The organism is Aquimarina sp. AU119, assembly GCF_900312735.1.
Taxonomy (GTDB): Bacteria; Bacteroidota; Bacteroidia; order Flavobacteriales; family Flavobacteriaceae; genus Aquimarina; species Aquimarina algiphila.
This window is the reverse complement of the sequence record NZ_OMPF01000027.1, coordinates 34,607-48,845: the sequence shown is the minus strand read 5'-3', so window position 1 is coordinate 48,845 and position 14,239 is coordinate 34,607. Positions and strand designations below refer to the sequence as shown.

General features: G+C 32.9%; 11 protein-coding genes. 7 read left to right on the top strand and 4 right to left on the bottom strand.

Features of this window, described 5'->3' with window-relative positions; all coding sequences use genetic code 11:
- Positions 1 to 12: 12 nt before the first annotated feature.
- Positions 13 to 336 (top strand): YbaB/EbfC family nucleoid-associated protein, encoded by a 324-nt coding sequence (locus DK442_RS23975; RefSeq protein ID WP_109438456.1) that lies wholly within the window; start codon positions 13 to 15, stop codon positions 334 to 336.
- A gap of 126 nt (positions 337 to 462) precedes the next feature.
- A complete protein-coding gene (locus tag DK442_RS23970; RefSeq protein ID WP_109438455.1) occupies positions 463 to 783 on the top strand; it encodes a YegP family protein in 321 nt (106 codons plus the stop codon).
- Between the two features lie 29 nt (positions 784 to 812).
- Here the strand turns inward: DK442_RS23970 and DK442_RS23965 are convergent, their stop codons facing one another.
- The 3 genes from DK442_RS23965 to DK442_RS23955 all read right to left on the bottom strand — a co-directional run bounded on the left by DK442_RS23965 (position 813) and on the right by DK442_RS23955 (position 5,676).
- A complete protein-coding gene (locus tag DK442_RS23965; RefSeq protein WP_109438454.1) occupies positions 813 to 1,859 on the bottom strand; it encodes a low specificity L-threonine aldolase in 1,047 nt (348 codons plus the stop codon).
- Positions 1,860 to 1,933: 74 nt separating this feature from the next.
- Entirely contained in the window at positions 1,934 to 3,157 is a 1,224-nt protein-coding gene (locus DK442_RS23960) for a lanthionine synthetase C family protein (protein ID WP_109438453.1), read from the bottom strand.
- Positions 3,158 to 3,258: 101 nt separating this feature from the next.
- Entirely contained in the window at positions 3,259 to 5,676 is a 2,418-nt protein-coding gene (locus tag DK442_RS23955; protein ID WP_109438452.1) for a zinc-dependent metalloprotease, read from the bottom strand.
- A 112-nt stretch (positions 5,677 to 5,788) separates the two neighbouring features.
- On the opposite strand from DK442_RS23955, the gene prfB reads away from it, so the two are divergent.
- The 5 genes from prfB to DK442_RS23930 all read left to right on the top strand — a co-directional run bounded on the left by prfB (position 5,789) and on the right by DK442_RS23930 (position 12,448).
- Positions 5,789 to 6,887, top strand: a protein-coding gene (prfB, locus tag DK442_RS23950; protein WP_109438451.1) for a peptide chain release factor 2 whose coding sequence is annotated in 2 segments (ribosomal slippage) — positions 5,789 to 5,851 and positions 5,853 to 6,887 — 1,098 coding nt in all. Because the reading frame shifts where the segments join, the coding sequence is not laid out codon by codon here.
- 162 nt (positions 6,888 to 7,049) lie between these two features.
- The gene (gene arsC / locus DK442_RS23945; RefSeq protein ID WP_109438450.1) at positions 7,050 to 7,391 is read left to right on the top strand and encodes an arsenate reductase (glutaredoxin); all 342 of its coding nucleotides are present in this window, start codon (positions 7,050 to 7,052) and stop codon (positions 7,389 to 7,391) included.
- A 179-nt stretch (positions 7,392 to 7,570) separates the two neighbouring features.
- Complete coding sequence (locus DK442_RS23940) at positions 7,571 to 10,030, top strand: TonB-dependent receptor domain-containing protein (RefSeq protein WP_109438449.1); 2,460 nt, start codon at positions 7,571 to 7,573, stop codon at positions 10,028 to 10,030.
- Positions 10,031 to 10,471: 441 nt separating this feature from the next.
- Positions 10,472 to 11,869: a class II fumarate hydratase gene (gene fumC, locus DK442_RS23935; RefSeq protein ID WP_109438496.1), complete on the top strand. Its 1,398-nt coding sequence runs from the start codon at positions 10,472 to 10,474 to the stop codon at positions 11,867 to 11,869.
- A 129-nt stretch (positions 11,870 to 11,998) separates the two neighbouring features.
- Entirely contained in the window at positions 11,999 to 12,448 is a 450-nt protein-coding gene (locus tag DK442_RS23930; RefSeq protein WP_109438448.1) for a DUF2147 domain-containing protein, read from the top strand.
- Positions 12,449 to 12,860: 412 nt separating this feature from the next.
- Here the strand turns inward: DK442_RS23930 and DK442_RS23925 are convergent, their stop codons facing one another.
- Positions 12,861 to 14,144 (bottom strand): cystathionine gamma-synthase family protein, encoded by a 1,284-nt coding sequence (locus tag DK442_RS23925; protein WP_109438447.1) that lies wholly within the window; start codon positions 14,142 to 14,144, stop codon positions 12,861 to 12,863.
- Between the last annotated feature and the right edge of the window lie 95 nt (positions 14,145 to 14,239).

The window sequence follows — 14,239 nt, the reverse complement described above, 5'->3', positions numbered from 1 at the left end:
AAATAAATATACATGTTTGGAGATATGATGGGAATGATGGGAAAACTCAAAGAAACCCAACAAAAAGTAGAAGAAACTAAAAAAAGGCTGGATACTGTTTTAATTGACGAAAACAGCACCGATGATTTACTTAAAATCACACTTACCGCTAACAGAGAAATAAAAAGTATTACTATATCAGATGAGCTGTTGGCCGACAAAGAACAATTAGAAGATTATCTAATTCTTACACTTAACAAGGCAATTGTTAAAGCAACACAAGTTAATGAAACAGAATTAGCAGCAGTAGCAAAAGAAGGTATGCCCAATATCCCAGGATTAGATATGTTTAAATAGCGGTATTCTAAATATAATACATCTAACTTTCTAAAAAAGTATGCTTAGGCGTTTTTATATTTTTCTTTCTGCGATTTATTATATAATTTTAACAAAAGCTAAAAAATTAACTAAAAATCTAACAATATGTTTGAACTCAAAAATAAGGAAGGGTCTAGCTATCATTTTACTTTAAAAGCAAAAAACGGGCAAGTTATCTTAAGCAGTGAAGTTTACAATAGTAAAGCTGCTGCAGAAAATGGAATTGCTTCTGTTAAAAAGAACGCTTCAGAAGATGGTAGATATGAGCGTAAAACTGCAAAAAATGGAAAATTCTATTTTAATCTTAAGGCAGGAAACGGTCAGATTATTGGGAGCAGTCAGATGTACTCTTCTGAGTCAGGTATGGAAAATGGTATTAATTCTGTTAAAGAAAACTCTTCTGGAGCAGATATTAAAGAAATTTAATTTTACTAAGTGTTAATAATAAAAGCTGTTCAAATACCATGAACAGCTTTATCTTTTTGCGCTGATACCGATGATAACATCTCGAGAAAATATTCGTGCATTTGTTGTGTATAGCCCAAGTGGGTTACAAATCTCAACTTACCTTGCCCCATACCATAAAAATGAATGTTTTTTAATGCCATTTGTGCAATAAAATCCTCCTCTTTACCATCAATAGTAAATATGATAATATTTGTATCTATAGATTCTACTTGTTTTACAATTGATAATTTTTCTAAAACTTCTCCTATTTCTCTAGCTCTTTTATGGTCCTCAGCAAGTCTGTCAATATGATTCTCTACAGCATACAATCCTGCAGCCGCCAGGTATCCAACTTGACGCATCCCTCCTCCTAAAACTTTCCTTACTCTAATAGCTTTTTCCATAATTGCAGCATCCCCAATCAACACAGAGCCTATAGGCGCTCCTAGCCCTTTACTTAAACAAACAGAAATAGTATCAAAAATATCTCCATATTGCTTAGCACTTTCTCCTTTGGCTACAAGGGCATTCCATAATCTTGCTCCATCCAAATGATATCCCAGATTATATTGATCACAAACTTGTTTAATTTTTTTAATATCCTCAAAATCATAACAAGCTCCTCCTCCTTTATTTGTCGTATTTTCTATGCATACCAAACTTGTTAACGGACTATGATAAAAATCAGGAGGGTTGATAGCTTCCTCAACTTGAGCAGCTGTAATCATACCTCTATGACCATCCAACAATTTACAAGAAACTCCGCTATTAAAAGATACTCCTCCTCCTTCATAATTATAGACGTGCGCATATTCATCAGCAATTAGCTGCTCTCCCGGTTGAGTATGTAATTTGATAGCAGCTTGATTTGCCATGCTTCCAGAAGGAAAGAACAAAGCCATGTCTTTACCAAACATATGTGCTATTTTTTCTTCTAAAGCATTTACAGTAGGATCTTCTTTATACACATCATCCCCTACTTCTGCTTCCATCATAGCGTTTAGCATTTCTGGAGTTGGCTTGGTAACCGTATCGCTTCTAAGATCTATTTTCATTGTCATAAAGTTTTAAATGAATCATACAAATACAAAATTTAATTTCTTAAAAGTTGTAGTGAATCTGTATCTAACTAACTAATTAAAAGACATTCATCCCATTTGGTATCAAAAGGTGCTAAATAGGATATAATAGACAATCCTATACCCGCAATTCCTTCCAATAAACTCTCTTCATTTTTCCATTTCTCTTCATCAGAACCTCGCCAAACCATATATCCCGCATATCCTTTTTCATGAGTTCCCATAATAAGTGCTTGCTCAGCCCAGTGGTCAGCAGTTTCTTTAAATATTATTTCTTTGGTTTTTCTATATAAGTAATTATATATATGAAGTATACCATATGCCCCATGACATAATCCAGCATCCATAACTCCTGCTTCTTTTATATCCCTTCTTTTGGTAGAATGCTTTAATATAGTAATCGCTTCATTTTTAAGTTCTTCATCTTTTAGAGCTTCTCCTGCATGTAAAAGAGATATTCCTACTCCTAAATCACCATAACACCACGCTAATCTCGAATAATAATTTACATTATTTTCTTTTTCTTCAACTATCCAGCTAGGAAATTGTGAACTCTCTGTAATATCCCGATTCTTATAACTCAATATAAACTTCACTGTTTGAGTTAATACCTCATTAACATCGTCATAAAACTCTTCATGCTCTGCTATCCTGGACAAAAAATTAATCGTACTTGATATTCCGTGAGATAAACTCAGGTTACACCCCCTAAGGTTATCTTCTTTTTTTAAAATAGATTCCCACCAAACTCCACGGTCATTCTTTTTTGCTGTTTTTTTGAATGCATTTATTAACTCATCAAGGTATTCTTTATATCCTTCTTTCAATACCAAAGAAGTAGTGTTTTGATACCGTTTTAAAAAATAAAACCCATATCCCATCGCCCCATGTAAAAAATCAAAGTTTTCTGTTTCTATATCAGCTCTCATAGCTGATAACAGGTATTCATCTAGGTCAGATGACAGAAAATCATCTTCAAGTTCTACAAACTCCTCTTCTTTAAGAATTTCTAATACCCAACATGCTCCAGCGATACCTGTACAAAAGGTTGGGTAAGTAAATCCCTCATTAATAAGTTCTACCGCTTTTGTTATTATATCAGCACCTTTATCGGCATGTGTATCATCATCCAAAAACTTAGCATAATAAAATTGAAACAATGCTATACCTGAGACACCTGACAATACTCCTACTTCTTTGTTTTCAAAAGTTTTATCATCTAAAATATCACTAATTTCTTTCAATTTTTTTTTAAAATCCTTTTCTATATTCATGGAGCATTATTTATTTAAGAAAGTCAATTCGTCATTAGAACAAACCTATGAAACTAATTCTTTCTATAAAATGAATTTGAATACTAATTCTCTATTTTATTTTACGGTTGTATACTACATTTATAACTTCCAATAGGGGAACCATCCGGAATTTTTGGAGATGGTAAAACTTTAAATTTTTCGGGATTCTGCAAAAACCTGTTGATTTGATTTAGATAATAACTATCATACACTTTATAAGTTGAATTCGCTGGTGTATTTTTTAGAAGAATTGTTAAGTCTATAAGTTTCCCATAAGCTATAGCATTCACCTGAGTGTAAGCTTTTTTGTCAACACTAAGATTCATAAGATGTTTTAAAACATTCGCTTTAATCACCTCTTGAATTTCTTTATGATAACTATTTTTTACTTTAGTTTTAAAAGATAATGCTATTAATTGATCCAATGTTTCAGAAAGGCCCAATTGATCTTGATCTAAACTCTTTTGCTGTACTAATCTCGAAGTCCTTTCTGGATGTAACAAAAGAGAAAGACTCATATCGCTTGCCGTTGAAGCTACACTAAGAGCATCAAAACCTACTCCTGTTTTTCCTTTGAAAGACTCTCTGGTGCGATAATAACCAAAAGCTCTTGGAGGGAACAATTTTAGTTTATCTTCTGGAATAGCAAGTTTTTGTGGGGTTAGAGTCTGTAGGACTTCTATCAATGCTTCCTTTTGTTTTTTAGGACTAACTGTCTCAACAATGGTTTGTTGATCGTCTTTAACAGCATAATTATAATTCAAACCCCCGATAAGCTTTATAGCGGCCTCAGTTTGATACCTATGCAAGAAATAAAGTGGCACAAAAACATCTTCCAAAACAGAATAAGGTTCATTACTACGAATATTATCAGTAGAAAAAGTTTTCATAGCAACCTCTCTAATTTTTAATACATTTTTCAATTCATCTGTAGCACTCTTACCATTATCCCATAAATGTGCCAGTTCATGCGCACCTCCTTGTGGTCTCGCATCACTATCAGATATGAACCTAAGCCCAGATGAATACGCTTTATCCAAAATAGCCCTAAGTGCCTCGTCTTCATTCGCTCCTTCTGCAAATTCAGAATAACTATATGCTACGGTTACTTTATCCCATTCGCCTATATTTATATCATACGCATCCGATAAATCTACCTCATTGTTTTTAAGGGTAATTGTTGGATGAGGATAATCCATTACTGAGGCCCTTCCATTTGTACTTGCTGCAAAATTATGAGCAAATCCAATAGTATGCCCTACTTCGTGAGCCGATAATTGTCGAATACGAGCTAAAGCCATTTCTAACATAGGCTTATAATTATCATCACCAGTAGCAAAAGGTTTATTTAACAAAGCTTGTGCAATTAAAAAATCCTGTCTGATTCTTAAACTTCCCAGGCTTACATGCCCTTTAAGGATTTCTCCTGTTCTAGGATCTACTACACTAGCTCCATAACTCCATCCTCTTGTTGACCGATGTACCCATTGAATAACATTGTATCGTAAATCCATTGGATCTGCATCTGCAGGCAACATCTTTACCTGAAATGCATCTTTAAAACCAATAGCTTCATATGCTTGGTTCCACCACCTTGCTCCTTCTAACAAGGCTGATCGTACTGGCTCTGGAGTACCAGGATCTAAATAATAAATAATTGGCTCTTTAGCTTCACTCATTGCCAGCTTTGGATTCTTTTTCTCTAACCGATGACGAATACTATATCGCTTAGTAATTGGTTTATGTACAGGAGTAGCATAATCCATATAGGATATAAATATAGAACCACTTCTGGGGTCAAATTTTCTTTTCTTATATCCATCATCTGGTAATTCTACAAATGAATGATGCTGAATAACAGTAAGGTATTTTGAATTAGGCGCTACGGATCTAACATTACGACCAGTAGAAACTCCTTTATATGTAAGTAAAGCCTCAAATTCTACATTTTTAGGAAAAGCTTTAGTTCTTTCGAGACTTAAAGCGCTTTTTTGCTTATCTATACTGTAAGCACCTTCTTTTTGAGCTTTTAACCGTCCTATTATACCATGAGTATCCTGTAATAAGAAAGGCGTAAGATCCACTATATACTTTCCCGCTTTCTCCTCCTTAATAGGAAAACCAAATAAAACTGATTTAGCAAATGCCTGCTCTACACTTCTTTTCTCCAACGCATTATTGGTAATAGCTCGATATTGTTGATTAGGCTGAACTAATAATAATTTATTTCCTGCTTTTTGAAATTTTACCACTACTCCATCTCCAATTTGGCCTCTATCTAACCCAATATCATTTGAACCCAAACCAGTAGCCAAAGAATGGACATATAAAAATTCAGACTCAAGCTTATCTACCTCGAGATAAATCTCATCTTTTTCTTCATTGTAATGAAACTTAAAGTAACCATCATAAGATTTTAAATTTTTCTTTTCTTCAAGAAATTGAGCAGAAATAACATTTCCTATTAGAAAAAACAAACAAACAAAATAAAGTTTCATAGCGTATGATTTGTGTAGAAAAGTTTATAAAATTTCTAAAACTATAAAATAACATAAAAATTATTTCTTACTGAACTGTTAAATCCTATTTTTGTCAAAAATTAATTAGATGATGATAACAACAGAGACTTTATTAGATCTCAGAAAGCGCCTGGTTGCGTTAAGGAGGTATCTTTGACATTGATGCCAAACTTATTGAAATAGCTAACGAGGAGGAAAAGACTTATGCTCCAGATTTTTGGAACAATGCCCAGGAGGCTGAAAAATTAATGCGCTCTCTTAATGCTGAAAAAAAATGGGTATCTGATTATGAAAAAGGTGTTTCTCTAGTAGATGATCTTGAGGTTTTGTATGAATTTTACAAAGAAGGAGATACCACAGAAGAAGAAATAACAGAACGTTATCAAGAATCTTTATCCGAAATTGAAAGCTTAGAGTTTAAAAACATGTTAAGTGATGAAGGAGACAGCATGAGTGCCGTATTGCAAATTACAGCAGGTGCCGGAGGTACAGAAAGTTGTGATTGGGCAAGTATGCTTATGCGAATGTATTTAATGTGGGCAGAAAAACAAGGGTATACCGTTAGAGAACTAAACTACCAAGGAGGTGATGTAGCCGGAATAAAAACTGTTACACTCGAAATTGATGGTGATTATGCCTTTGGATGGCTTAAAGGTGAAAATGGTGTACATCGATTAGTGAGAATTTCTCCGTTTGACAGTAATGCAAAACGACATACTTCTTTTGCTTCTATTTATGTATATCCACTTGCAGATGATAGTATAGAAATAGATATTAATCCTGCAGATTATGAGATCATAACATCCAGGTCCAGTGGTGCTGGTGGGCAAAATGTAAATAAAGTAGAAACCAAAGTACAACTTACTCATTTCCCAACAGGTATACAGATTTCGTGTTCAGACACCAGATCCCAACAAGAGAATAGATTAAAAGCTTTACAAATGCTTAAATCTCAATTATTTGAAATAGAACTTCAAAAACAACGAGCACAACGGGATGAAATTGAAGCTTCAAAAATGAAAATAGAATGGGGATCGCAGATTCGTAATTATGTTATGCACCCTTATAAACTTGTAAAAGACGTAAGAACAGCTGAAGAAACAGGAAATGTTGATGCCGTAATGGATGGAAATATTGATCAATTTCTAAAAGCTTATCTGATGATGATGGGGCAAAAAAATGAAGAATGAATTAGAGTAACGAATGAGGTAAACTAATAATTATACAATAAAACCAAATTTAAATTTTTAGCATTACGTTAGAAAAGTAAAAAACAAATTCGAAGTCAGAGATTGTATTCTAAAAGTGGATCACACCTCTGTCATTAGATTTCTATCTCTAAAAAAACAACTATGACAACGATTTATCATAATCCAAGATGCCGTAAATCCAGAGAAACTCTTGCTATACTAGAAGAGAAAACAGAAGATATTACAATAGTAAAATATCTGGAAACTCCTCCATCTGTTGAAGAATTAACCGAAATAATAAAATTTTTGAATATTTCTCCAATAGATTTGGTGAGAAAAAATGAAACCGTCTGGAAAGAAAATTATAAAGGTAAAGAGATTACTAATACTGAATTGATTTCTGTTTTAAGTAAGCATCCAATTCTTATTGAAAGACCTATTGTTGTTAAAGATAATAAAGCAATTATAGGAAGACCTCCACAAAAAGTTGTTGATATTCTTTAAAAAAAAAAAAAAAAAAAAGTAATCATCGATTAAACCTTTCTAAAAATTAATAGTCTAAAATAAGCCATATAAAAGTGATTTTTATATGGCTTATTTAATATAAAGACATTTAACAGAGTATTAACCGCTTTATAGTATCTCCTTAGATACTTTTGGCCCTTATTTTATCTCATTAAAACATGAAAAAAGGTTTATTTCTATTATTATTTATATGTACTTGGGTTACTTTTTCTCAAGACAGAAATTTTTCTAAAAACCCTATAACAATAACAGGTTATGTACTTGATCAAGATACTAATGAACCATTGGAATATGCAACAATAGCATTTTTCAGCCCAAAATTAAAGAAAGTAGTAACTGGGGGAATCACAAATGAAGAAGGGAAATTTAGTATAGAAGTAACTCCGGGGGTTTATGATGTAAGTATTGAATTTATTTCCTTCAAAACCAAAAAACTACAAAAACAGAAATTATTCAAAAACACCAATCTCGGAAAAATATCTTTGGGTTTAGATACAGAGACGCTTGATGATGTAGTAGTCATTGCAGAGAAAACCACTGTTGAGATAAAACTAGATAAGAAAATTTACAATGTCGGAAAAGACCTTACTGTAAGTGGTGGCACAGTTAGTGATGTTTTAGATAACGTCCCCTCTGTTTCAGTTGACGTAGAAGGTAACGTAGCTCTTCGTGGAAATGATAATGTTAGAATTCTGATCAACGGAAAACCATCGGGATTAGTCGGTTTAAATAGTACTGATGCCTTACGTCAATTACCTGCAGAATCCATAGAGAGAGTTGAAGTAATCACATCTCCTTCTGCCAGATATGATGCAGAAGGCACTGCAGGAATTCTGAATATCATTTTAAGACGAAGCAAATTACAAGGTGTTAATGGAGCAATTACAGTGAATAGCGGATACCCGTTGGCTGGAGGTATCTCTGGAAATATAAATTACCGTACAGGGGATTTTAACTTTTTCACTACTTCTGGCTATAGATATAGAGAATCTCCCGGAAATTCATTAAATGAAACAAAGTTTTTCAACATTGATTCTGATGGAATAGATAACCCAGATACTTTTCTTAATGAAGACCGAGACTTTGATAGAATACGCAAAGGACTAAATTCTAATGTTGGTGTCGAATGGTATATTAACAAAACTTCATCCATTACAACATCATTTTTATATCGATCAAGTGATAATGAGAGTAATACGACAAATATAATTACAGAACTAGATGCTAATGGTGACATCATAAGTCAAAATACCAGATTTGATCCGGAAACGGAAGACGATACCACTAAACAATATTCTCTTAACTACACTAAAGATTTTGATGATACCGGACATAAGTTAACCTTCGATTTTCAAATTGAAGATAGTAGTGAAGAAGAGCGTTCTCAAATCACACAGGAAAATATTACAACTACAGAACTAGTTAACACCTTAGAAGATCAAGATCGTATTTTATTACAAGCAGATTATGTACTTCCCATTGGAGAAAAAAGTCAGTTCGAACTAGGATATCGTGGTAATTTTAATGAGCTGGACACTGATTTCCTCGTTCAATTTGAAGATAATGGAATAACAACTACAGATACTGACTTATCAAATACATTGCTGTATCGAGAACAAGTAAATGCTGCGTACACACAATTTGGAAGTAAATGGGGAAAATTGTCTTATCTGTTAGGACTTAGAACAGAGAGCACACGTATTACAATAGATCAACAAACCAGCAATGAATTTAGTAAAAAGAACTATATAGATGTATTTCCAACCATAAACCTTGGGTATGAATTATCAAAAAAACAAAGTTTAACTCTTGGATATAATCGAAGAATACGTAGACCCCGCTCAAGATTTATCAACCCGTTTCCTTCAAGATCCAGTGCAACTAATATTTTTCAGGGGAATCCAGATCTAGATCCTAGTTATGCTAATACTTTTGACTTAGGATATCTTAATAGAATGGGGAAACTAACATTAAACACGTCTATTTATTATAATCATTCTACTCAAATATTCACTTTCATTTCAGAAGACACTGGTGATACTGCTACTATTGGAGCAGATGATAATAACCCAGGCACAGAGGTCCCCGTTATTAGGAGAAGACCAATAAACCTAACCAGTTCTGATCGATATGGTTTTGAGTTTACATTAACTTACAATCCAAGCAGGAAATGGAGGCTAAATGGTAACTTCAATGCTTTTCAAAACAATATTAGAGGAGAAAATAATGGTGAAAATCTAGATGCTGATATTTTCAGTTGGTTTGCAAGGATAAATAATAAAGTTACATTACCTGCCAAAATCGATTGGCAAACCAGTATTTTTTATAGAGGACCAAATGAAAACGCTCAAACAAGAAGTGATGGGATTTTTAGCATGACCCTTGCTTTCAGTAAAGATGTATTTAAAGAAAAAGGATCATTAACCTTTAATATAAGTGATGTGTTTAACTCAAGAAAAAGAATGAGCACTTCTACCACATCTACTTTTATTTCTGATAGTGAATTTCAATGGAGAGAACGTAGTTTCAATCTCTCTTTCACCTATAGATTTAATCAGAAAAAGAAAAGACAAAGATCTCAAAGAAACTTTGATGGAGATGACGAATTTGAAGGATAGTATACTTATGAAAAATCATAGGATAAAACAAAAAAAGGAAGTCAAATTGACTTCCTTTTTATATATAATTAATATCTAATTATGCTTCTTCTCTAGCCTTACGTTTTGACTCTCTCCACATTTTAAAGTTCTCAATATTTGCACCAATAATCCAATAAGGAACTACAAAAGTTAATAAAAAGATCATTAGCCAAAATCCTATAGTTAGGATAGTTAAAAAAGCTAAAAAACCAAGGTACTGATCAAATTCAAACATAACGATATTCTAATTTTCAATTTTGACAAAGATAATAAGTCTTATTTATATGTCATAACAGAAATATAATTTATTTTTAAATCTCTTCTGATCATAATTTATATACCAAAAAATAGTCGCTTTATTCAGAAATAGGACGGTAAATGCTTAAATTTGCCCTTTCAAAAAAACAAATCATTAAGGCTATGCAATATAGAATAGAAAAGGATACAATGGGCGAGGTAAAAGTACCTGCTGATAAGCTTTGGGGAGCACAAACAGAACGTTCTAGAAATAACTTTAAAATCGGGGCACCTGCTTCTATGCCACTAGAAATTGTTTATGGATTTGCCTATTTAAAAAAAGCTGCTGCATATACCAACTGTGAACTTGGTGTTTTACCAATAGAAAAAAGAGATTTAATTGCACAAGTATGTGATGAGATATTAGAAGGAAAACATGATGATCAATTTCCTTTGGTAATCTGGCAAACAGGTTCTGGTACACAAAGCAATATGAATGTAAATGAGGTTATTGCAAATAGAGCACATCAGTTAGCAGGGCAAACAATAGGAGAAGGAGAAAAAACATTACAACCAAATGATGATGTTAATAAATCTCAATCTTCTAATGATACTTTTCCAACAGGAATGCATATTGCTGCTTATAAAAAAATAGTAGAAGTTACTATTCCTGGAGTTATTCAATTAAGAGATACGCTTAAGAAAAAATCAGAAGAGTTTAGAGATATTGTAAAAATTGGAAGAACGCATTTTATGGATGCTACTCCCCTTACAATAGGACAGGAATTATCTGGATATGTTTCTCAATTAGATCATGGAATAAAAGCATTAGAAAACACTTTACCCCATATGGCAGAATTAGCATTGGGCGGCACTGCAGTTGGAACCGGATTAAATACCCCAAAGGGATATGCTAAACGAGTGTCAGAATTTATTGCACAATTTACTAGTTTACCATTTATCACTGCTGAAAATAAATTTGAAGCTTTGGCAGCACACGACGCATTTGTTGAAAGTCATGGAGCTTTGAAGCAATTAGCTATTTCTCTTAATAAAATAGGAAATGATATTCGAATGTTAGCTTCTGGACCAAGAAGTGGTATTGGAGAACTAATTATTCCTGCTAACGAGCCAGGAAGTTCCATTATGCCTGGAAAAGTAAACCCTACACAATGCGAAGCTTTAACCATGGTATGCGCTCAAGTGTTAGGAAATGACGTAGCTATAAATGTTGGTGGAATGCAAGGTCATTTTGAATTAAATGTTTTTAAACCTGTAATGGCGGCCAACCTATTACAAAGTGCACAACTTATTGGGGATGCTTGTGTTTCTTTTGATGAACATTGTGCTCAAGGAATCGAGCCTAATCAAAAAAGAATCACAGAATTATTAAATAATTCATTGATGCTCGTTACTGCATTAAATACAAAAATAGGATACTATAAAGCGGCAGAAATTGCTAATACAGCTCATCAAAACGGTACAACATTAAAACATGAGGCTATCGCTTTAGGGTATGTAACCGATCAAGAATTTGATGAATGGGTAAAACCTGAAGATATGGTAGGGACTTTAAAATAAAAAGCTACCTCTTTAAACATCAAGCCTCACAGTCTTTTACATTAGATTGTGAGGTTTTTTTATACATTATAATTAGTCATTTTATAGTTTTTTTAAGATTAATGCAGTATAATTGATAAATTTATATCAATGAGATTTATTTTTCTTTTGACAATATTTTTTCTGATTGCCCCAGATTCTTCTATTACATCCGACACGTATATCGGGAAATGGGAAATAACAGGAGGATCAATTATCGAAATTTATAAAGATGGAGATAGTTTTTATGGAAAAATTCATAAACGAGCAGAGAACCCATTATCCAATTTTAATGGTTTAGATAATAAGAATCCTGTAAAAGAGCTTCAAAATCGACCTTTGTTAGGGATGAATATCTTAAATAAATTAAAATATGAAGATGGTGAGTTATCTGGCGGTACGATATACAATGCCGATAGCGGAAAAACGTATACCGTTAAAGTCTGGATTAATAGTGAAGATATTGATTTATGTTATATTAGAGCGTATAAAAGTTTCCTGTTTAAAACCTTCAAAGCAAGAAGAGTAAAATCTGATGATACTATAAGTATTTCTAACTAATTTTTATATAATAAATCCGCATTTATACAAATACGGATTCACTATTTTTTTCTCTTACTTTTTTAATTTCCCCAAATTAATTCATAAGATAATATGTAATGACTATTATCTGTGTATTGCATTACTACTAGCTTTTGGAAGTTCTTTTACAAATTCTAAAATAGACTGAAAATTGATACCGAATAAATTCATGATTTCTATGTGTAAAATTGGTTTATACTATTCTTTTTTATAATTCTGAAACAAAGATACTATGATTACCTATTCACACAATGGGGAAAAAACCCCATTTTACTTAGTAGATATTCCCCTCTACTCTATAAATTCTCAAAAAACCTGAAATAATGACCCTAAAACAACAAAGCACAACTCGATTTAAGTTGTGCTTTGTTAATTAATAGCAATATGGTTTTTATACCTTCGCTAATTCTAGCATAGAATTAGTTTCAACTTTTTCCAAAGCCTGTTCCAAATCCCAAATGAGATCTTTAGAATGCTCTACTCCAATTGATAATCTTACCAATTGATCTGTAATTTTCATTTGCTGTCTTTGTTCTTCATCAACTCCGGCATGTGTCATTGTTTTTGGATGTTCTGCCAAGCTTTCTGTACTCCCCAAGCTTACAGCGAGCTTCATAAGTTTCAGGTGATTCAAAAAAGTAAATGCTTCCTTTTCTCCTCCTACTATATCAAAAGAAACCATTGCTCCTGGCGCAGAACATTGTTTTTGATATATTTGATATCCTTCACTCCCTTCTTCTAATAAACCTAGATAATATACATTTTTAACTTTTGAATGGTTTTTTAGATAGTCGGCAACAATCTGTGCATTTTGAGTTTGCTGATCCATTCTCACTTTTAGCGTCTCTAAACTTCTTAACATTAACCATGCGGTATGCGGACTTACCATATTTCCAAGAAACGTACGCAATGTCTTAACACGCATCATCAATTCTACTTTTCCTAAAACAGCTCCGGCAATAAGATCACTATGTCCTCCAATGTATTTTGTTGCAGAATATAACACCAAATCAGCCCCGCATTGCAAAGGGTGTTGCCATAAAGGTCCCATGTATGTATTATCTACAGCAACAAGAGCCTTTTTATCTTCTGTACTGAATTGTTTCGCTACTTGACTAAATTTCTCAATATCAACAATGTCATTGGTTGGGTTAGCCGGTGTCTCCAAATAAATCATTGCCAATCTATCTGCTTTACCAGAATCATTAATCATTTCGATTACTTCATCCATACTTTGATTTGGCATTATTCCGATGGTGTGTACACCAATTTTATCAAGAAAATGATGAATAAAATGATCCGTACCTCCATACAAAGGATTACTATACACCAATAAATCTCCTGGTTTCAGAAACTCTAATAACACAGTGCTTATTGCCGACATTCCGCTCTCAAATACAGCACAATCATCTGCTTTATCCCAAAGGCATAAACGATTTTCTAAAATCTCAAGATTTGGATTATTAATTCTACTATAAATAAGTCCAAGTTCTTCTTTTGGAGACTTTTCTCTTAAACCATATGCCAACTCAAAAAAGGCTTTCCCCTCTTCTGCTGTCTTGAAAACAAAGGTTGATGTTTGAAAAATAGGGCATTTTATTGCTCCTTCTGATAACTCAGGTTTATATCCATAAGTCATCATAAGGCTTTCCGGATTAAAGTCGTGTTCTTTCATTTCATAAAACTAAGAACAAAAGAATTAAAAACCATATTATCAAATAATTTAAGAATATAATTATACAAAAATTACTATTAAAGAATTTTATTCTA

Bases quoted from the DNA above. Each gene is read 5' to 3' on its own strand.
- arsC (WP_109438450.1), top strand. From the start codon at position 7,050: ATGACAACGATTTATCATAATCCAAGATGCCGTAAATCCAGAGAAACT.
- DK442_RS23970 (WP_109438455.1), top strand. From the start codon at position 463: ATGTTTGAACTCAAAAATAAGGAAGGGTCTAGCTATCATTTTACTTTA.
- DK442_RS23930 (WP_109438448.1), top strand. From the start codon at position 11,999: ATGAGATTTATTTTTCTTTTGACAATATTTTTTCTGATTGCCCCAGAT.
- fumC (WP_109438496.1), top strand. From the start codon at position 10,472: ATGCAATATAGAATAGAAAAGGATACAATGGGCGAGGTAAAAGTACCT.
- DK442_RS23960 (WP_109438453.1), bottom strand. From the start codon at position 3,157: ATGAATATAGAAAAGGATTTTAAAAAAAAATTGAAAGAAATTAGTGAT.
- DK442_RS23975 (WP_109438456.1), top strand. From the start codon at position 13: ATGTTTGGAGATATGATGGGAATGATGGGAAAACTCAAAGAAACCCAA.
- DK442_RS23925 (WP_109438447.1), bottom strand. From the start codon at position 14,144: ATGAAAGAACACGACTTTAATCCGGAAAGCCTTATGATGACTTATGGA.
- DK442_RS23940 (WP_109438449.1), top strand. From the start codon at position 7,571: ATGAAAAAAGGTTTATTTCTATTATTATTTATATGTACTTGGGTTACT.
- DK442_RS23955 (WP_109438452.1), bottom strand. From the start codon at position 5,676: ATGAAACTTTATTTTGTTTGTTTGTTTTTTCTAATAGGAAATGTTATT.
- DK442_RS23965 (WP_109438454.1), bottom strand. From the start codon at position 1,859: ATGAAAATAGATCTTAGAAGCGATACGGTTACCAAGCCAACTCCAGAA.